The sequence below is a fragment of the Pantoea cypripedii genome (genome assembly GCF_011395035.1).
Classification (GTDB): domain Bacteria; phylum Pseudomonadota; class Gammaproteobacteria; order Enterobacterales; family Enterobacteriaceae; genus Pantoea; species Pantoea cypripedii_A.
Genome location: NZ_CP024768.1, coordinates 146,562 through 163,422, shown reverse-complemented (window position 1 = coordinate 163,422; position 16,861 = coordinate 146,562). Strand labels below are relative to the sequence as shown.

Genomic DNA, 16,861 nt, shown 5'->3' with positions numbered 1-16,861 from the left:
TTCACCATGACGAATAACGATGTGCTGCGCAGCGTGCGCTATATGCTGGATTTAAGCGACAGCAAAGTGGTGGAGATTTTCGCCCTGGCGGGCAGCGATGTGCCGCTGGAAGAGGTGCAGGCGTGGTTAAAGAAAGACGATGACGCCGCATTCCTTAAGCTGCCGGACGTGCTGATGGGCTATTTCCTCAACGGTTTGATTTTCCATCGCCGTGGTAAAAGCGAAGATGCGCCTGCGCCGTCGATTGAGCGCCGCATGAACAACAATATTTTCCTGAAGAAGTTACGTATCGCGTTTGCCCTGAAAACCACGGACATTCCCGAGATCTTGCTGAAGGCAAACTTTAAGGTTTCTCAGGCGGAGATCGGCGCAATTTTCCGTAATCCGGATCATAAGAATTACCGCGAATGCGGTGACCAGATTCTGCGTAACTTCCTGAAGGGGCTGACGCTGGTGCAGCGCCCAGCCCCTGCCAAAAAGGCTTAATGGCTGGTCGCTGTTTTTCCCAGCACCCAGCGTTTATGCACGTAGAGTGAAGCGAAGATCACAATGGCCCCGGCGATAAAGCTCGGCCAGTGTGGTTTTTCCTGCCAGATCGCCAGATTCACCAGCAATCCTGCCGGTACATGCATATTGTTCATGATACCCAGTGTACCGGCATCCACCTGAGTCGCGCCGTAGTTCCACATAAAGTAGCCCAACCCGGACGCTGCCACGCCCAGCCACACCAGAATGCCCCATTGCAGCGAGGTGGTCGGCAGTTTGTTGGGATTACCCCACAGGCACCAGGCAATCACCGCAATGATCACCGCGCCAAGGTAGAACCAGGAAAACGCGGTGTGCTGCGGCATCGGACGCGTCTCCTGCAAACGTTTGTAACCCACCATGCCGATGGCAAAACAGATATTCGCCGCCTGCACCAGTAACAGACCAAACCAGAAGTGGTCGCTGACTTTGTCATAACGAATAATCGCTGCACCGATCACCGCCAGCAAGGCACTGAAGGCGTAGCCGATACGCAACGGGCGGCGGCTGAGCAGATCGTAGATCAGGGTGACATACAGCGGCGTCATGACGGTAAATAACAGGAATTCCGTCACGCTGAGATAGAGGTAGGCTTCGAAGCTGAGCAGGTACATGATGCCGAGTTGCAGCATCCCCACCAGCATATACAGCAGAAGGGTGGAAGCGCGATAGCCACGCCAGCGCAGGAAGGGCAGAAAAACAATGGCTGCCAGCGCCAGGCGCATCAGCACGGAGAACCAGGAATCCACCTGACCCGCCAGATATTCCCCGATAAAACTAAAGGAAAAAGCCCACAGAATGGTGGTAACGATCAATAACGGCACAGTAACGACCCCAAAATGAACAGTGCCGCTAGTGTAAACAAACTGTCGCTGTCTCGTTGAATTATCTGGTTGACAAGAGAACAAAATACGAACACCCGTAGCGGCGCGATTTATCGCGCTGGTTTTAAAGACGCGCGATAAATCGCGCCGCTACGGTTCGCCGATCATCTTAGGCCAGGAACAGCTTACGCAGCGTATGCGGCACTGCGTCTTCGGCGTTGCTACCAATCACTTCCAGAGCAGGCAGCGTATCTTTCAGGCGCTGGTGCGCATTGCGCATAATGCAGCCCTTACCTGCCATGCTGAGCATCTCCACATCGTTCATACCATCACCAAAGGCGATGCATTCTTTCAGTGAATAGCCGAGCTGCTTCGCCACCGCTTCCAGTGCGTGCCCCTTGGAGACACCGCCCGCCATCACTTCCAGACAAGTCGGCAGTGAGAAGCTGACGTTAACCCGATCGCCCCAGCGCGCTTCAATCGCCTGTTCCAGCGGAATCAGATGTTCCGGTTCGTCGCAGGTAAAGAATACTTTGCTGATGCCATCCGTCGGCAACATGCCGGGCTGATACACCTGGTAGTTAAACACCGACTCGCGGAAATAATCCTGCTCGGCCGGGCGATGGCGACTGATAAACCATTCGTCATCGCGGTAAACGTGGGTCAGAACCTGTTCATCGTGGTATTTCAGGCCATACAAATCCTGCGCGATATCGGCAGCCAGATTGTGGCTGAAAATCAGTTCGCCATCGGCGTTATGCACACGCGCACCGTTGGAGGTGATCATATAAGCCGGGATGCCGAGACTGTCGCGCATTTGTCCCACATCGATATAGTGACGACCGGTGGCAAAGACGAAATGAACATCGCGCGCCACCAGCTCCTGCAACGTGCTGCGGGCAAAAGGTGTCAGGCGATGGTCCGGAGAAAGCAGCGTGCCATCCAGGTCGGATGCGACGATGTGGTACATGTAAACCTCGGTTTTGGGTATCAATAATCAATTAAACGTGGCGTGCAAAGAAATCGACCACTGCGTTCAGTGCCCTGGCGCGCATCGCGTCTGTTTCAAACAAGATCTCATGTCGCGCACCCTCAATCACATAGGGCGTGACGCCTTCGCAGGGGTGACCTGCCGCCGCCATCGCCTCACAAAACAGATCCTGCGAGCGGTTGTCCACCACCCGATCTTCGCTGGCCTGCATCAGCAGCATCGGTGTGGTGATGTTATTCACCTGGCTGATGATGTCGCGTCCGGCCTGAACTCCTTCCCTCACCCAATGGTAGGTTGGGCCACCGACGCGAATCGCCGGGTCATCGGCATAAAAACGTAAATTGCGGCGATAGCGTTCCCGGCTGTGCGTCAGTTGGTTGATACCGAACGGATGCGCGCGCCAGCGCCCGGTACCCAGTGCATAACCGTCACGCAGTGCGGGCATTTTCTCTGCCCAGTCGAGGATACGGTGCGCCAGGAACGGTGGCAGCGGCAAGGTGATGCCGAACATCGGTGCAGACAGCGATACCGCATGAAACGCCCGCGGCTGCCGCGCCAGAAATAGCGCCAGAATCGCCCCGCCCATCGAGTGCGCCAGCGCATAACGCTGCCGATAGTGACCACCGACGATCTCTTTCAGGTACAGCGTTTCCAAATCATCGACATAATCAGTGAACTCCACCACATGACCGCGATGGGAGTCCTCCAGCAGGCGGTCGGAACGTCCCTGGCCACGATGGTCGATAATCACCACATCAAAGCCACAGTGGAACAGATCGTAGGCCAGTTCCGGGTACTTGATATAGCTTTCGATGCGCCCGGGAACGATCAGAATGACACGGTGATGTTGCGGAGAAGTGAAGCGAACATAGCGAATGGTGAGATTGCCCACGCCAGTAAATTCGCACTCTTCGCGGCGGTGCCAGAAGTCGAGCAGCGGACCGGTAGCAAAGGAGGCAAACGCCTTTTCACGCCTGAGCCAACTCTGTTTTATCTGCTGCATCCGCCCCCCTGAAAAAAACGTCAACGCCGCACATCCACTCCATAGCGTGCCGCGATTTTCTGGCGTATTGTGTCACACTTCGCTAACTTCAGGGAATGTCACACATGACCATTGAATGGTGGTTAACCTACCTGTTAACCACAACCATCCTGAGCCTGTCACCCGGCTCAGGCGCAATTAATACCATGAGTACCGGTATCAGCCACGGCTATCGCGGCGCAGTGGCGTCGATCTCCGGCCTGCAAATTGGTCTTTCCGTGCATATCGTGCTGGTGGGCGTAGGTCTCGGCGCGCTGTTTTCTCAGTCAGTGCTGGCGTTCGAAATTCTGAAATGGGCAGGAGCCGCCTATCTGGTGTGGCTTGGCATTCAGCAGTGGCGTTCGGGTGGCGCGCTGGATCTCAATGCTGTCGCCAAAGCGATGCCGCGTCGCCGTTTGTTTAAGCGCGCGATACTGGTAAACCTCACCAATCCCAAAAGCATCGTGTTCCTCGCTGCGCTGTTCCCGCAATTTATTCAGCCGCACCAGCCACAGTTGATGCAATATCTGGTGCTCGGCGTCACCACCGTCGTCGTCGATATTATCGTGATGATTGGTTACGCCACGCTGGCGACCCGCATCGCTGGCTGGATTAAAGGCCCGAAACAGATGAAGGTGATGAACCGCACCTTCGGTGGGTTGTTTATGGCAGTAGGCGCGCTGTTAGCCAGCGCACGCAGAATCGCGTAAACACGCCTGGTGCGCATCAATGCGCACCCTACATTGTAGGGTCGCCATTAATGGCGACCTGAATGGTTAACGCGAAATAATCAGGTGGATACCAAACCCGGCAAACAGCACGCCCGCCATCCCATCGACCCACTTCGCCAGACGCTGATATTTATCACGCATCCACGGCAGTGCAAAAATTGCGGCCACCACGGTAAACCAGGCAAAGGTTTCACCGACAATCAGCAGGAACAGGCCCCAGCGCTCAATCGCACCGATGTCGTTGCCCACAAACAGTGAGAACACGCTGCCGAAGTAGATGATCGCTTTCGGGTTGGAGAGGTTGGTCAGGAATCCCTTCAGGAAGCTCATGCCACGTTTGGGCAGCTCCACCACCGGTGCCTCCACCTGGGGTTGCTTATGACGCTGGCGCGCCGAGCGCATCAGTTGCCAGCCCATCCACAACAGATAGAGACCACCACCAACCATGATGATCTGATGCAGCCACGCCATTTTTTCCAGGATCAGATGCAGCCCCATCAGCGCCACACCGGCCCAAATCACGATGCCCAGCGTGATGCCCAACACCCCCATCATCGCTTCTTTGCGCGAACGGCTGGCCGCCGTCTGTGAAACAAAAAAGAAATCCGGGCCTGGGCTCATCAGCGCCACCAGATGCACCAGCGCGACGGTAGCGAATAACATCAACATGGTTTTTTCCTTTACTCTTCATCAAGATGTTCTTTGATCATCACCAGGAACGGCTTACCAAAGCGCTCCAGCTTGCGATGACCGACACCGTTCACGCTCAGCATTTCTGATGCGCTCACCGGCATTTGTTCTGCCATTTCAATCAACGTGGCATCGTTAAACACCACGTAAGGCGGGATATTCTCTTCGTCGGCTATCGCTTTACGCAACTTGCGCAGCTTAGCAAACAGCTTGCGATCGTAATTGCCGCCGTACACCTTCGGTGAGCTGCTGCGCGTTTTCACCGTCACCGTACGCGGCACCGCCAGCATCAGCGGTACTTCGGCACGTAATACCGGACGCGCCGCTTCGGTGAGCTGTAAAGCGGAGTGCATGGCGATATTTTGCGTGACCATGCCGAGGTGAATCAGCTGACGCAGCACACTGACCCAATGTTCCGTGCTTTGATCGCGACCAATGCCATACACCGGCAGTTTATCGTGACCATTGTCGCGAATACGCTGGTTACTGGCACCGCGCAAAACTTCGACAATATAGCCCATACCAAAGCGTTGCCCTGTACGATAAATGCCGGAAAGCGCTTTCTGTGCTTCCACCAGGCCATCGTAGCGTCGCGGTGGATCGAGGCAGATATCGCAGTTGTCGCACTGCTGCTGGCGTCCCTCGCCAAAGTAGTTGAGCAGCACCAGACGGCGGCAGGTTTGCGCTTCGGCAAACGCGCCCATGGCATTAAGTTTATGACGCTCAATATCCTGCAACGGACCCGGCGCTTTCTCTTCCAGGCATTTACGCAGCCATGCCATATCCGCCGGATCGTACAGCATCATCGCTTCTGCCGGCAGGCCATCACGCCCGGCTCGACCGGTTTCCTGATAGTAGGATTCGATATTACGCGGGATATCAAAGTGCACCACAAAACGCACGTTGGGTTTGTTGATCCCCATCCCAAACGCCACGGTAGCCACGACAATTTGCAGATCATCGCGCTGAAACGCTTCCTGCACGCGCGCGCGCTGGGCGCTGTCGATACCGGCATGGTAAGCCCCCACGCTCAGACCACGACTTTGCAGACGTGCCGCCGTGTCTTCCACTTTGGCGCGGCTGTTGCAGTAGATAATGCCGCTTTTACCCCGCTGATCCTGCACGTAACGCAGCAGCTGCTCGGTGGGCTTAAATTTCTCCACCAGCGTGTAGCGGATGTTGGGGCGATCGAAGCTGCTGATTTGAATCAGCGGATCGTCCATCTGCAACAGATGCGCGATGTCATTACGCGTGGTTTCATCTGCAGTGGCCGTCAGGGCCATCACTGGCAGGTCCGGGAAGCGCTGGCGTAACTGGCCCAGCGCACCATATTCCGGACGGAAATCGTGGCCCCATTGCGAGATGCAGTGCGCTTCATCCACCGCCAGCATCACCGGGTTCCAGTGCTGCAGGCTGTCGAGGAAGTTATCCATCATCAGGCGTTCAGGCGCGATATAGAGCAGCTTCAGACGGCCGGTGCGACAATCGGCAAACACCTGCAGCTGTTGCTCACGCGTCTGCGTCGAGTTGAGACAGGCTGCCGCCACGCCGTTTGCCAGCAGTTGATCCACCTGATCTTTCATCAGCGAGATCAGCGGCGATACCACCAGGGTTAACCCCTCGCGCACCAGTGCCGGGATTTGATAACACAGCGATTTGCCACCACCGGTGGGCATAACCACCAGGCAATCGCGCCCTGCCAGCGCCGTTTCGATAATGGTTTGCTGACCGGGACGAAATTGCTGGTAGCCGAAGGTATCCTGTAATACCTGCTGCGCCAGCGTTTCCTGATTGAGCACTGCCGATGTTGCCACGGTAATCCTGTTTTTTTGCTTATCAGAACAGATCGTTGAGCGTCACGCCGACACCCACGCGCGTCTGGCGGTGGTTGTAGTCAATGAGCGATTCACCATAGCCGCTAAACAGCTGGGTGTAAAAACGCACATGCTCGCTGATCGGGTAGCTCCAGGCGAAGGTTGCGCCGCCGTAGCCACTGTTCCAGTTGTAATTGCCTTCCACGCTAAAGATGCTGTCGCCCAGCATATAGCCGAACTTCGCGCGGTAGTAGCCCATATATTTGGTGATGTCCGGGTTGTCGTCATTGCTGGCGCTTTCCGGGATACGATACCAGGGTTTGATCTCAGCGAGGAAATTGCCATTCTCCGCCATCAGGCGTGCATACACACGGTTCCAGCTGCGTGAGGTCGGATCGCTGCGACCATTCGACTGATGGTTCAGACCCATCTCCACATCACGCAATGTCCAGCCACCCAGGGTGTAATCCGTGGCCCAGCCGAGGAAAATCTGCGGCTCATAGTTGGTTTCACGGAACGGTGATGACGCACCACGGTTGGATAGCTGCCACCAGGAACGTTGCGTATAGGAGGCCGCCAGTACCGAATTGTCGCCCAGAATACCGCGCCACAACGGAAAGGCCAGACTGAGCTGGAATTTTACTTCATCTTTTTTCGCTTTGTCTGCCCAGTTGTATGAAGAGATGGCCTCTTTATTCATGTCGCTGGTGTAGGTATAGAGCAGATAGTTGTTTTCGTAAGGATAAAGCACGAATGGGTTATCGTGTTTCTCCAGCAGGTTGGCAATAATACTGCCCTTTACCGCTGGTGCGTCGTGAACCTCTTTAACCGTGGCTTCATCAGCCTGCGCCAAAGCAGGAAGTAACAGGGCCGAAGCCAGCAAGGCGCGATGCTTACGCATAAAATTCTCCAGTGGGCTCTGCATAGCAAAATCGTTAAGTAACGGTTTAAAAAAGCAGGTCATTCTACACACAAACTGACGCGCTGATGAGTGACGATTTCTGAAACTGGAAAGCCGCCCGAACGCGGCATAATATACACAACTCATTAACATCTATCGCCCCACGCGGGAACATTTGAAGGCCATCACCATGTCATCACCCATGCTGACACCGCAGGAAGCACGCCGTCTGATTGGCGAAATTTTTGTTTATCATATGCCGTTTAATCAGGCGCTCGGGCTGGAGCTGGATCGGCTGGAGCCTGAGTACGCTGAACTGGGTTTTGCCAATAAAACCATGCTGGTAGGCAATGCGGCACAAAGTATTTTGCACGGCGGGGTGATCGCCTCGGTGCTGGATGTGGCGGCCGGGCTGGTGTGTGTCAGCCACTCACTGACGCGTCAGGAAAGTATCAGCGAAGAGGAGCTGCGTCAGCGGCTGTCGCGGATGGGGACTATCGATATGCGCGTCGATTATCTGCGTCCGGGACGCGGCGAGCGCTTTGTCGCCACCAGCAGCCTGCTGCGCGCCGGTAACAAAGTGGCGGTGGCGCGTGTGGAACTGCATAACCAGCAGGGCGATTATATCGCCACGGCGACCGCAACTTACCTGATTGGTTAATCACCCACGACGTGCGAGAATCGCCGTTTTTCTGGAAGAAATGATGGATACGCAACAAACGCGCCAGGGCATTGGCTATGCGCTCGGAGCCTACTTTCTCTGGGGCATCGCTCCCGCCTACTTTAAGCTGGTGAAAGTGGTTCCCCCGCTGGAAATCATGACGCACCGCGTTATCTGGTCAGCGTTGTTTATGCTGTTGTTGATTACCCTGAGCCGCAACTGGAATCAGGTGTGCAGCGTGTTACGTCAGCCGAAGAAAATCCTGTTGCTGGCGCTGACTGCCGTGACCATCGGTGGCAACTGGCTGCTGTACATCTGGGCGGTAAATAATCAGCACATCCTGGAAGCCAGCCTGGGTTACTTCATTAGCCCGCTGCTTAATGTGGTGATGGGGATGCTGTTTATGCGTGAGCGCTTTCGTCGTCTGCAATGGCTGGCGGTGTTCCTCGCCACCACAGGCGTGCTGGTGCAGCTGTGGCAATTTGGCTCAGTACCGGTTATCGCGCTGGGCCTGGCGTTGAGCTTTGCCTTCTACGGCCTGATGCGTAAGAAAATTCAGGTGGATGCCCAGAGTGGCATGTTGATTGAGACGCTGTGGCTGTTCCCGCTGGCGGCAATCTATCTGTTTGGTTTTGCCGACAGTGCCACCAGCCATCTGAGCGCCAACCCGATGAGCCTCAATCTGAAGCTGGTCGCCGCGGGTATCGTCACCACCGTTCCGCTGATGCTGTTTGCCGCCGCCTGTACACGCCTGCGTTTATCAACGGTCGGCTTTTTCCAGTATATCGGCCCGACGCTGATGTTCCTGCTGGCCGTGGGATTTTATGGCGAGACCGTCACGCCCGATAAGCTGGTAACCTTTGGCTTTATCTGGCTGGCCCTCGCCATTTTTATCCTCGATGCGGTTGTCACTTCAGCTCGCACGCGCGTGCGCATAGCGTGAGATAAAACGCGCCAGTGCCGGGCCGGTGAGCAGAATGGTGAACAGGCGTAAGGTCTGTAACGCCATGACAAAAGCAATATCGACCCGGCTGCCCGCCGCAATAATCGCTACGGTATCCAGCCCGCCAGGGCTGGTTGCCAGGTAAGCCGTCATCAGATCCACATGCAGTACATGCGTCAGCATCCAGGCCAGCCCGCCGCACAGCAGCATCAGGCCAATGATCGATACCACCATTTGCGGCAGGGTGCGCAGCGCCAGCAGGAAGATAGGACGGGTAAACCGCAGCCCGACGCTCCAGCCTATCAACGCATAAGCCAGTGCCAGCAGCCATTCCGGCACCTGTAGGGTCGCCACACCCGTTCCCTGTAAAGTGGCCCCGATCAACGCCGGTAATAACAGTGCGCCAGACGGAATTCGCAGTTTTTGCCCCAGCCAGGCCCCGCCGACCATCACCACCAGCGTCAGGATAAAACTGCTTTGCAACGGCGGAAACCACACCAGTTCGGCGCTGCCGCCGCCGTTACCCAGACCGATACGCGCCACTACCGCCGCTGCCGTCGCGACAAATAGCACGCGCAGGTACTGCATAAAGGCCACCAGCCGCACGTCTGCGCCAAAATCTCCGGCCATCGCCACCATGGCCGACGCACCGCCGGGTGACGATCCCCAGGCACCGGTGGGTCCGGGCAGATTGCTGAAGCGGACCAGCAGAAAACCTGACAGCCCGCTGGCAGCCAGCGTCAGCGCCAGCACCGCTATCACCACTGGCCAGTCCTGCAACAGTGGCGGCAAAATGGCTGGCGATAACGTTTGCCCAATCATGCAACCGAGAACCGCCTGAGCCAGCACAAAAAAGCGTTTATCGATCCGCACCGCCGCACCCGACAGCCCCATCACGGTGCCGACAATCATCGGACCGAGCAGCAACGCCGCAGGCAGGTGAAACAACTGGAAGATAATTCCCAGAATCAGAGAGGCAATCAGCAGAATGGTCCACTGCTGTCGCAAAGAGAGACGCGCCATAGGGTGGAAGAGTAAATGTTAATAAAAATGAGGAAACAGATTACGCAGAAATGTGATAACGCGCCAGTTTTACGGGCCGCCGCGACGGCCCGCCAATTGTTACAACCAGTTTTTGCGTTTGAAATAGAGATAAGGCGCAAGCCCCGCGAGGATCATCAATCCAATCGCTGCCGGGTAGCCGAAGCTCCATTTCAGTTCCGGCATAAACTCGAAGTTCATCCCGTAACTGGACGCCACCAGCGTGGGCGGCAGGAACACCACCGACACCACCGAGAAGATTTTGATGATGCGGTTCTGCTCGATGTTGATAAAACCCATCGCCGCCTGCATCAGGAAGTTAACCTTCTGGAACAGCGATTCGTTGTGCGGCAGCAGAGACTCGATATCGCGCAGGATTTCGCGTGCCTGCTCCAGCTGGTTGGCAGGCAGACGGGCTTTTCGTACCAGGAAGTTAAGCGCGCGCTGGGTATCCATCAGACACAAACGCACCTTCCAGCCGATATCTTCCAGCTCCGCAAGGCGTGACAGCGCCAGGTCATACTCTTCGCCCTGCTGCCCTTCCATAATCACGCGGCTGAGTTTTTCCAGCGCGCTATAAATGTTCTCGATCTCATCCGCCAGCTGTTCGATTTTGGTCTCAAACAGGTCGAGAAACAGTTCGAAGGCGTTACCGTCGATCAGCGTCTGATTACGTGCGCGCATACGATACAGACGGAATGCCGGCAGTTCGCGCTCGCGCAGGGTATACAGGCGATCTTCACGAATGGTAAACGCCACCGTCGAGTTACCGGCATGATCTTCGGCATCTTCAAAAAAGAAGAACGAGTGGATGTGCAGACCGTCTTCATCTTCAAAAAAACGCGCCGAGGCTTCGATGTCTTCCAGTTCTGGCCGTGTCGCCAGGCTTTGACCCAGCTCGCTTTGGACCAGATCACGTTCACCTTCATCCGGTTCGATCAGGTCGACCCACACTGACGTGTTGAGTTTGTCGTTTTTGTCATCCAGTTCGAGGCGCGTCAGACGGCTGCGATCCAGTTTAAATGCGCTCAGCATAGCAATACTCCCCATTGCAGACTTTATGGGACAAGGCTGTGAACCGTCTGGCTTAGGCTAAACGGGCACGGCAAAGCCTGAACACGGAAACTTTCGCTTCATGCTGACTCATGCGACGGGAAAAAGAGGGAGGTCGCTGATAACCGCTAAGGCTACCAGCTAAGAGGTAGCCTTAGATGTTATTCCTGTGAACCAGGGGGTTGAGCCAGCATCGACTGGGCGTGTCCAAGGCGTTGTCCTCTCATGATAATAGTGCGCGCATGTTACGCTGAGACGAAAAAGTCGTCAAGGCAGCGCAACCGCGCTACACCGTTTCCAGGCGGGCATAGGCGGCCACCAGCCACTTGATGCCCTGTCCCTGAAAAGCGACCTGCAGACGGCTGTGTTCGCCGCTGCCTTCGAGGTTAATAATGGTGCCTTCGCCAAACTTGGCATGGCGTACACGCTGGCCGAGCGCGAAGCCGCTGTCGTTTTTCGCCACGGGCGTTCCCATCCGCTGATGGCTGACCGGACGACTGACGCTGGCGCGCAAACGCACCTCTTCCACGCAATCTTCCGGCAGCTCGCCAATGAAACGCGAGGGGCGGTGATACACTTCCTTACCATAAAGACGGCGGGTTTCTGCGTAGGTCAGCGTCAGTTTTTCCATCGCACGCGTGACGCCAACATAGGCCAGACGACGCTCCTCTTCGAGGCGTCCCCCTTCGTCCAGTGACATCTGGCTGGGGAACATGCCCTCTTCCATGCCGACGATAAAGACCTGGCTAAACTCCAGCCCTTTTGCGGAGTGCAGCGTCATCAGTTGCACCGCGTCCTGCCATTTGTCTGCCTGGCCTTCCCCCGCCTCCAGGGCGGCATGGGAGAGAAATGCCTGGAGCGGCATCAAATCTTCGTCTTCATCCTGATAGCTGAACTGGCGCGTTGCCGTTACCAGTTCCTCAAGGTTTTCGATACGCGCCTGGCCTTTTTCACCCTTCTCCTGCTCGTACATCAGCCACAAACCGGAATCTTTGATCACCCGGTCAGTCTGCACATGCAACGGCAGTTCGGCGGTTTCACTCGCCAGCGAGTCCACCAGTTCGCAGAAACGTTGCAGCGCTGAGGCGGCACGGCCTGCCAGCACTTTGTTTTGCAGCAGTTCGCGCGTCGCCTGCCATAAGGTCAGCTGCTGTTCACGCGCCGTCTGACGTACCACATCGAGGGTACGATCGCCCACGCCACGCACCGGCGTATTCACCACACGCTCAAATGCCGCATCGTCATTGCGGTTCGCCATCAGACGCAGATAAGCCAGCGCGTCTTTAATTTCCTGACGTTCGAAGAAGCGCATACCACCGTAGATCCGGTACGGCATGCTGCCCTGCAACAGCGCCTCCTCCAGCACACGCGACTGGGCGTTGCTGCGATAGAGAATTGCGCAGTCAGTCAGGGCGTTGCCGTTCTCATGCCAGGCTTTGATGCGATTGACGACAAAGCGTGCTTCGTCCAGCTCGTTAAAGGCGCAATACAGTGAAATCGGCTCGCCATCACTGCCGTCGGTCCACAACTCTTTACCGAGTCGTCCGTTGTTATTGGCAATCAGGGCGTTAGCTGCTTTCAGGATATTGTTGGTGGAACGGTAGTTCTGCTCCAGACGGATGGTTTCCGCACCAGGGAAATCCTGCAAAAAGCGCTGGATGTTTTCCACCTGGGCACCGCGCCAGCCGTAGATCGACTGGTCATCATCGCCGACAATAATCACCCGGCCAGTGTCACCCGCCAGCATACGAATCCACGCGTACTGGATATTGTTGGTATCCTGGAATTCGTCCACCAGCACATTGCTGAAACGCTCGCGATAATGGTTGAGGATATGCGGCTTGTTCAGCCACAGCTCATGCGCACGCAACAGCAGCTCGGCAAAATCCACCAGCCCGGCGCGATCGCAGGCTTCCTGATAGGCCTGATAAATCCGCAGCCAGGTTTGCTCGACCGGATTACCGTAGCTTTCGATATGCTTTGGACGCAGGCCTTCATCTTTTTTGCCGTTGATGTACCACATGCCCTGACGCGCAGGCCATTGTTTCTCATCAAGGTTCATCGCTTTGATCAGGCGCTTCAGCAAACGCAGTTGATCTTCGCTATCGAGGATTTGGAAATCCTGCGGCAGCCCCGCATCAAGATGGTGGGCGCGCAGTAAACGGTGCGCCAGGCCGTGGAAAGTGCCGATCCACATGCCGCCCTGGCTGGTGCCGATCAGTTGATCGATACGATGTCGCATCTCCGCAGCCGCTTTGTTGGTGAAGGTAACCGCCATAATCGAGTAAGGCGAGCAGTTCTCCACCGATAACAGCCAGGCAATGCGGTGTACCAGCACACGGGTTTTGCCACTGCCTGCTCCGGCCAGCACCAGCAGGTTGCTGCGCGGCGCGGCGACCGCCTCGCGCTGTTTGTCATTTAAGCCGTTAAGCAGATCAGAAACGTCCATAAGCACCGTTTAAAAAAGGAAGATCACCCAATAGCTGGGTAAATATACAGCCATTATAGCAGCGAGGTCAGTGATGCCAACTGCGAAATTTCAACGTGCGGCAACAGGCGCGCATCGTCAATCTGCATCAGATTGCCGTCACGCAGGTTAATCCAGCAGGCCTGCATCCCGGCGCGTAGTGAACCGGCCACATCGGTGGTGAGATCGTCGCCAACATGCAGAATATGCTCCGGCGCAATGCCCAGGCGCTCTGAGGCGAGATGATACATATCCTGCCACGGCTTGGCGCGACCATGAGGCCCGGCGCGCAGCGCGAATTCAAAGTAGCAGGAGAGTCCGAGTTTTTCCGGATTCGCATTGCCGTTGGTGATCGCCACCAGCGGGACTTTTTGGCCCAGCGCGGTCAATGTCGCATGCGTCTCTTCCGGCATGTCGACCTCACTACGCCAGCGATGAAATACGCTCATCACTTCACTGGCCCCGGCGGTAGCCTCGGCAGTGGAGAGGCCCACATTGATCAACGCCAGTTCTACCGAGCGACGACGCCATTCGGACACATCGTGATAAATCTCCGGCTCGCGTACCAGCAATTCATCACGCAGCGCCTGGTAATCAGCCGGGGTGAAGTCGCCCAATGCCGGGTGATAAGCCTGCAATGCGGCATGAGATTCGGCGGTGGTTTTGCGGATCACCGGATGGTTGTCATATAAGGTGTCGTCGAGATCAAAGGTGATCGCTTTGATCTGACGCAGCGGACGATAAAACTTCATTACGACTTTCCTCGTTTGGCACGCGGATGTGCTGAATCGTACACCGTTGCCAGATGCTGGAAATCAAGATGGGTATAGATTTGCGTGGTCGAGAGATTGGCGTGACCGAGCAGCTCCTGCACCGCGCGTAAATCGCCGCTCGATTCCAGCAAATGGGTAGCAAAGGAGTGACGCAGTTTATGCGGATGGATATGGCTGGCAACGCCCTGTTTAATGCCCCATTCGGCGAAGCGTTTCTGTACGTTACGCGCAGAAATACGGCTGCCACGATTGGAGACAAACACGGCATCATCCTGCGGCGCAAAGCTGTCGCGCAGCGGCAGCCAGTGCTTCAGCCAGGTCACGGCGGTGCCACCAATCGGTACCTGGCGCTCTTTGCTGCCTTTACCCATCACCCGGACTTCACCGCCGTCCAGATCAAGATGGCGCAGATCCATATTCACCAGTTCCGACAGACGCAATCCGCCGCCGTACATGGTTTCCAGCATGGCGCGATCGCGCACCGCCAGCGGATCGTTGAGGTCAATTTCCAGCAACTGGTTAACCTCATCGACATCCATATTTTTCGGCAGATGGCGCGCATTACGCGGGGTGGTGATCCCTTTCGCCGGATTGCCGCTTAACTGGCCCTGTCGGACCTGCCAGTCAAGAAAGCTGCGCAGCGCCGACATGCGTAACGCCAGGCTGCTCGGGCCTAAACCCGCGCGTCGGCTGCGGGCGGCGATGTTGCGCACCTGCGCCGGTTCCAGCTGGCTCCAGGCGGTGATTTTCATTTCATCGGCCTGGCTGATAATCACCTGAAGCTGACGCGCATAATTTTCCTGCGTTAACGGGCTGAGCTGGCGCTCCACTTTCAGATAACGCAGAAAGCCCTCGACGGCAGGCAGCAGCGGACTATCGCTACTCATGCACGCTCTACCCAGCGTGACAACAATTCCGGCAGCATCAGCGCCAGATGTTGCAGCAGCAGCGTCCCCATCCCAGCCTGATAATGCTGGTTGTCACGGCTGCTGAAGATTAATACGCCCAGCTCACCACGATCGCCCATCAGCGACATGGCTACCGAGCCGATGGCTTTTGCCTGCGGCAACAGCAACAGCAATTCAGGACCATTCAGGTGACCAAGATAATGCTGTTCATTACCGAAGCGCTGAATCCGTAATGGCTCAAACGCCTGGCGCGACAGGCCCAGTTGGGTGAAATCGGACGGCGCGCCAATGTGCCATTTATCGTTAAACAGCCTTACATTGGCCCCCGCAAGGCCCAGATCGCGCGCCCAGCGATGCAGACGGGTCAACATATCCTGCAGGCTATCGGCAGTGGCCAGATGGCCCTGCAACGACAACAGGCGATCAAACAGCTGATGGTTGGCGGTCGCCTGTTCCATCAACAAAGTGATCTCCTCTTCCAGCTGCTGGATATGGTTGCGTTGCCGCGCCATATGCCACTCGACAAGCGACACGCTGCCGCGTACCGGATGCGGCACCATCATCTGTTCGACCTGGCGCGCATTGCGAATAAAGAAATCGGGGTTCTGACGCAGATACGCGCTAACCGCCTGATCGTCCAGCAGCACCGCGCTGTCGGTCTGCTCTTCGACATTTTTCATAGATGAATAAACCCATCGTAGACGTGTGTGGCTGGCCCGGTCATAAACAGCGGCTGACCGGCCCCTTTCCAGGCAATATGCAGCGTTCCACCGGGCAGATCGACGCGGACTTTTTCCGCCAGAATGCCCTGCTGAATACCACAGGCAACAGCTGCGCAAGCGCCACTGCCGCATGCCTGCGTTTCACCCGCGCCGCGTTCATACACGCGCAGACGAATGTGTTCCGGATTGACCACTTCCATAAAGCCGACGTTCACGCGTTCCGGGAAACGCTCATGGCTTTCCAGAACCGGGCCCAGCGTTTCCACCGGCGCGGTTTTCACGCTTTCAACCTGAATGACGCAATGCGGGTTACCCATGGAGACAGCACCAAACATTACCGTTTGATCCGCAACGCGCAGCAGATAAAGATTCTCGGCTTTGTTGGCGCGGAAAGGCACCTGCTGCGGTTCGAAGTTGGGTTCACCCATGTTAACGCGCACCAGTTCATCATTGGTGACGCTTAGCACCATGCGGCCCGTTTGCGTACTGACGCGAATGTCGCTTTTGTTGGTCAAACCTTTCAGCCGGACAAAGCGAGCAAAGCAGCGCGCGCCATTGCCGCACTGCGCCACTTCACTGCCGTCGGCGTTGAAAATACGATAGTGGAAATCAAGATCCGGATCGTAGGGTGGTTCAACGATCAGCAGTTGATCGAAACCGATCCCCAGGTGGCGATCCGCCAGACGGCGAATCAGCTCCGGCGAAAAAAAGACGTTTTGCGTCACGGCGTCCACAACCATGAAATCGTTGCCGAGGCCGTGCATTTTCGAGAACTGCATTTTCTGCTCCGCCGGAT

Annotated in this window: 18 protein-coding genes; 4 read left to right on the top strand and 14 right to left on the bottom strand. The window is 56.3% G+C overall.

Annotated features, from left to right (window positions below; translation table 11 throughout):
* Positions 1–6: 6 nt before the first annotated feature.
* A complete protein-coding gene (locus CUN67_RS00745) occupies positions 7–486 on the top strand; it encodes a DUF1456 family protein (RefSeq protein ID WP_208713595.1) in 480 nt (159 codons plus the stop codon).
* On the opposite strand, the gene CUN67_RS00740 is transcribed toward CUN67_RS00745, so the two are convergent.
* The 3 genes from CUN67_RS00740 to pldB form a co-directional block, all read right to left on the bottom strand.
* Positions 483–1,349, bottom strand: a complete 867-nt coding sequence (locus CUN67_RS00740) for a carboxylate/amino acid/amine transporter (RefSeq protein ID WP_208713594.1) — start codon at positions 1,347–1,349, stop codon at positions 483–485. The genes CUN67_RS00745 and CUN67_RS00740 overlap by 4 nt on opposite strands.
* Positions 1,350–1,518: 169 nt before the next feature.
* Positions 1,519–2,319: a sugar/pyridoxal phosphate phosphatase YigL gene (yigL, locus tag CUN67_RS00735; RefSeq protein WP_208713593.1), complete on the bottom strand. Its 801-nt coding sequence runs from the start codon at positions 2,317–2,319 to the stop codon at positions 1,519–1,521.
* A 31-nt stretch (positions 2,320–2,350) separates the two neighbouring features.
* Positions 2,351–3,343, bottom strand: a complete 993-nt coding sequence (gene pldB / locus CUN67_RS00730; RefSeq protein WP_208713592.1) for a lysophospholipase L2 — start codon at positions 3,341–3,343, stop codon at positions 2,351–2,353.
* Between the two features lie 104 nt (positions 3,344–3,447).
* Between pldB and rhtB the strand changes: the two genes are divergently transcribed.
* Complete coding sequence (gene rhtB / locus CUN67_RS00725) at positions 3,448–4,071, top strand: homoserine/homoserine lactone efflux protein (protein WP_208713591.1); 624 nt, start codon at positions 3,448–3,450, stop codon at positions 4,069–4,071.
* A gap of 66 nt (positions 4,072–4,137) precedes the next feature.
* Here the strand turns inward: rhtB and rhtC are convergent, their stop codons facing one another.
* Genes rhtC through pldA form a run of 3 tightly spaced genes read right to left on the bottom strand, consistent with a single transcriptional unit; the run spans position 4,138 to position 7,497 of the window.
* The gene (rhtC, locus tag CUN67_RS00720; RefSeq protein WP_208713590.1) at positions 4,138–4,761 is read right to left on the bottom strand and encodes a threonine export protein RhtC; all 624 of its coding nucleotides are present in this window, start codon (positions 4,759–4,761) and stop codon (positions 4,138–4,140) included.
* A gap of 11 nt (positions 4,762–4,772) precedes the next feature.
* Complete coding sequence (recQ, locus tag CUN67_RS00715; protein ID WP_208713589.1) at positions 4,773–6,596, bottom strand: ATP-dependent DNA helicase RecQ; 1,824 nt, start codon at positions 6,594–6,596, stop codon at positions 4,773–4,775.
* Between the two features lie 22 nt (positions 6,597–6,618).
* The gene (gene pldA / locus CUN67_RS00710) at positions 6,619–7,497 is read right to left on the bottom strand and encodes a phospholipase A (protein ID WP_208713588.1); all 879 of its coding nucleotides are present in this window, start codon (positions 7,495–7,497) and stop codon (positions 6,619–6,621) included.
* A 190-nt stretch (positions 7,498–7,687) separates the two neighbouring features.
* Between pldA and CUN67_RS00705 the strand changes: the two genes are divergently transcribed.
* Both CUN67_RS00705 and rarD read left to right on the top strand, forming a co-directional pair.
* Positions 7,688–8,158: a thioesterase family protein gene (locus CUN67_RS00705; protein ID WP_208713587.1), complete on the top strand. Its 471-nt coding sequence runs from the start codon at positions 7,688–7,690 to the stop codon at positions 8,156–8,158.
* 43 nt (positions 8,159–8,201) lie between these two features.
* Positions 8,202–9,101, top strand: coding sequence for an EamA family transporter RarD (gene rarD / locus CUN67_RS00700; RefSeq protein WP_208717043.1), 900 nt, complete (start codon positions 8,202–8,204; stop codon positions 9,099–9,101).
* Here rarD and CUN67_RS00695 read toward each other — a convergent pair.
* The 8 genes from CUN67_RS00695 to dapF all read right to left on the bottom strand — a co-directional run bounded on the left by CUN67_RS00695 (position 9,072) and on the right by dapF (position 16,844).
* Positions 9,072–10,124, bottom strand: coding sequence for an AbrB family transcriptional regulator (locus CUN67_RS00695; protein ID WP_208713586.1), 1,053 nt, complete (start codon positions 10,122–10,124; stop codon positions 9,072–9,074). The genes rarD and CUN67_RS00695 overlap by 30 nt on opposite strands.
* A gap of 99 nt (positions 10,125–10,223) precedes the next feature.
* Positions 10,224–11,177 carry a magnesium/cobalt transporter CorA gene (corA, locus tag CUN67_RS00690; protein WP_208713585.1) on the bottom strand — a complete coding sequence of 318 codons (954 nt, stop codon included), beginning with the start codon at positions 11,175–11,177 and terminating at the stop codon, positions 10,224–10,226.
* Between the two features lie 172 nt (positions 11,178–11,349).
* Positions 11,350–11,406 (bottom strand): YsgD/CorL family protein, encoded by a 57-nt coding sequence (ysgD, locus tag CUN67_RS30635; RefSeq protein WP_367617716.1) that lies wholly within the window; start codon positions 11,404–11,406, stop codon positions 11,350–11,352.
* A gap of 75 nt (positions 11,407–11,481) precedes the next feature.
* Positions 11,482–13,644, bottom strand: coding sequence for a DNA helicase II (uvrD, locus tag CUN67_RS00685; protein ID WP_208713584.1), 2,163 nt, complete (start codon positions 13,642–13,644; stop codon positions 11,482–11,484).
* A 53-nt stretch (positions 13,645–13,697) separates the two neighbouring features.
* A complete protein-coding gene (gene yigB, locus CUN67_RS00680) occupies positions 13,698–14,414 on the bottom strand; it encodes a 5-amino-6-(5-phospho-D-ribitylamino)uracil phosphatase YigB (protein ID WP_208713583.1) in 717 nt (238 codons plus the stop codon).
* Positions 14,414–15,322 carry a tyrosine recombinase XerC gene (xerC, locus tag CUN67_RS00675; protein WP_208713582.1) on the bottom strand — a complete coding sequence of 303 codons (909 nt, stop codon included), beginning with the start codon at positions 15,320–15,322 and terminating at the stop codon, positions 14,414–14,416. The genes yigB and xerC overlap by 1 nt, the downstream gene beginning before the upstream one ends.
* The gene (locus CUN67_RS00670; RefSeq protein WP_208713581.1) at positions 15,319–16,023 is read right to left on the bottom strand and encodes a DUF484 domain-containing protein; all 705 of its coding nucleotides are present in this window, start codon (positions 16,021–16,023) and stop codon (positions 15,319–15,321) included. The genes xerC and CUN67_RS00670 overlap by 4 nt, the downstream gene beginning before the upstream one ends.
* Complete coding sequence (dapF, locus tag CUN67_RS00665; RefSeq protein ID WP_208713580.1) at positions 16,020–16,844, bottom strand: diaminopimelate epimerase; 825 nt, start codon at positions 16,842–16,844, stop codon at positions 16,020–16,022. Before dapF ends, CUN67_RS00670 begins: the two co-directional genes overlap by 4 nt.
* Between the last annotated feature and the right edge of the window lie 17 nt (positions 16,845–16,861).

What these genes read in the sequence shown, in the direction of transcription:
- uvrD (WP_208713584.1), bottom strand. Translation starts at nt 13,644, where the DNA reads ATGGACGTTTCTGATCTGCTTAACGGCTTAAATGACAAACAGCGCGAG.
- CUN67_RS00705 (WP_208713587.1), top strand. Translation starts at nt 7,688, where the DNA reads ATGTCATCACCCATGCTGACACCGCAGGAAGCACGCCGTCTGATTGGC.
- rhtC (WP_208713590.1), bottom strand. Translation starts at nt 4,761, where the DNA reads ATGTTGATGTTATTCGCTACCGTCGCGCTGGTGCATCTGGTGGCGCTG.
- corA (WP_208713585.1), bottom strand. Translation starts at nt 11,177, where the DNA reads ATGCTGAGCGCATTTAAACTGGATCGCAGCCGTCTGACGCGCCTCGAA.
- yigB (WP_208713583.1), bottom strand. Translation starts at nt 14,414, where the DNA reads ATGAAGTTTTATCGTCCGCTGCGTCAGATCAAAGCGATCACCTTTGAT.
- pldB (WP_208713592.1), bottom strand. Translation starts at nt 3,343, where the DNA reads ATGCAGCAGATAAAACAGAGTTGGCTCAGGCGTGAAAAGGCGTTTGCC.
- dapF (WP_208713580.1), bottom strand. Translation starts at nt 16,844, where the DNA reads ATGCAGTTCTCGAAAATGCACGGCCTCGGCAACGATTTCATGGTTGTG.
- pldA (WP_208713588.1), bottom strand. Translation starts at nt 7,497, where the DNA reads ATGCGTAAGCATCGCGCCTTGCTGGCTTCGGCCCTGTTACTTCCTGCT.
- xerC (WP_208713582.1), bottom strand. Translation starts at nt 15,322, where the DNA reads ATGAGTAGCGATAGTCCGCTGCTGCCTGCCGTCGAGGGCTTTCTGCGT.
- CUN67_RS00695 (WP_208713586.1), bottom strand. Translation starts at nt 10,124, where the DNA reads ATGGCGCGTCTCTCTTTGCGACAGCAGTGGACCATTCTGCTGATTGCC.
- yigL (WP_208713593.1), bottom strand. Translation starts at nt 2,319, where the DNA reads ATGTACCACATCGTCGCATCCGACCTGGATGGCACGCTGCTTTCTCCG.
- CUN67_RS00745 (WP_208713595.1), top strand. Translation starts at nt 7, where the DNA reads ATGACGAATAACGATGTGCTGCGCAGCGTGCGCTATATGCTGGATTTA.
- rhtB (WP_208713591.1), top strand. Translation starts at nt 3,448, where the DNA reads ATGACCATTGAATGGTGGTTAACCTACCTGTTAACCACAACCATCCTG.
- rarD (WP_208717043.1), top strand. Translation starts at nt 8,202, where the DNA reads ATGGATACGCAACAAACGCGCCAGGGCATTGGCTATGCGCTCGGAGCC.
- CUN67_RS00670 (WP_208713581.1), bottom strand. Translation starts at nt 16,023, where the DNA reads ATGAAAAATGTCGAAGAGCAGACCGACAGCGCGGTGCTGCTGGACGAT.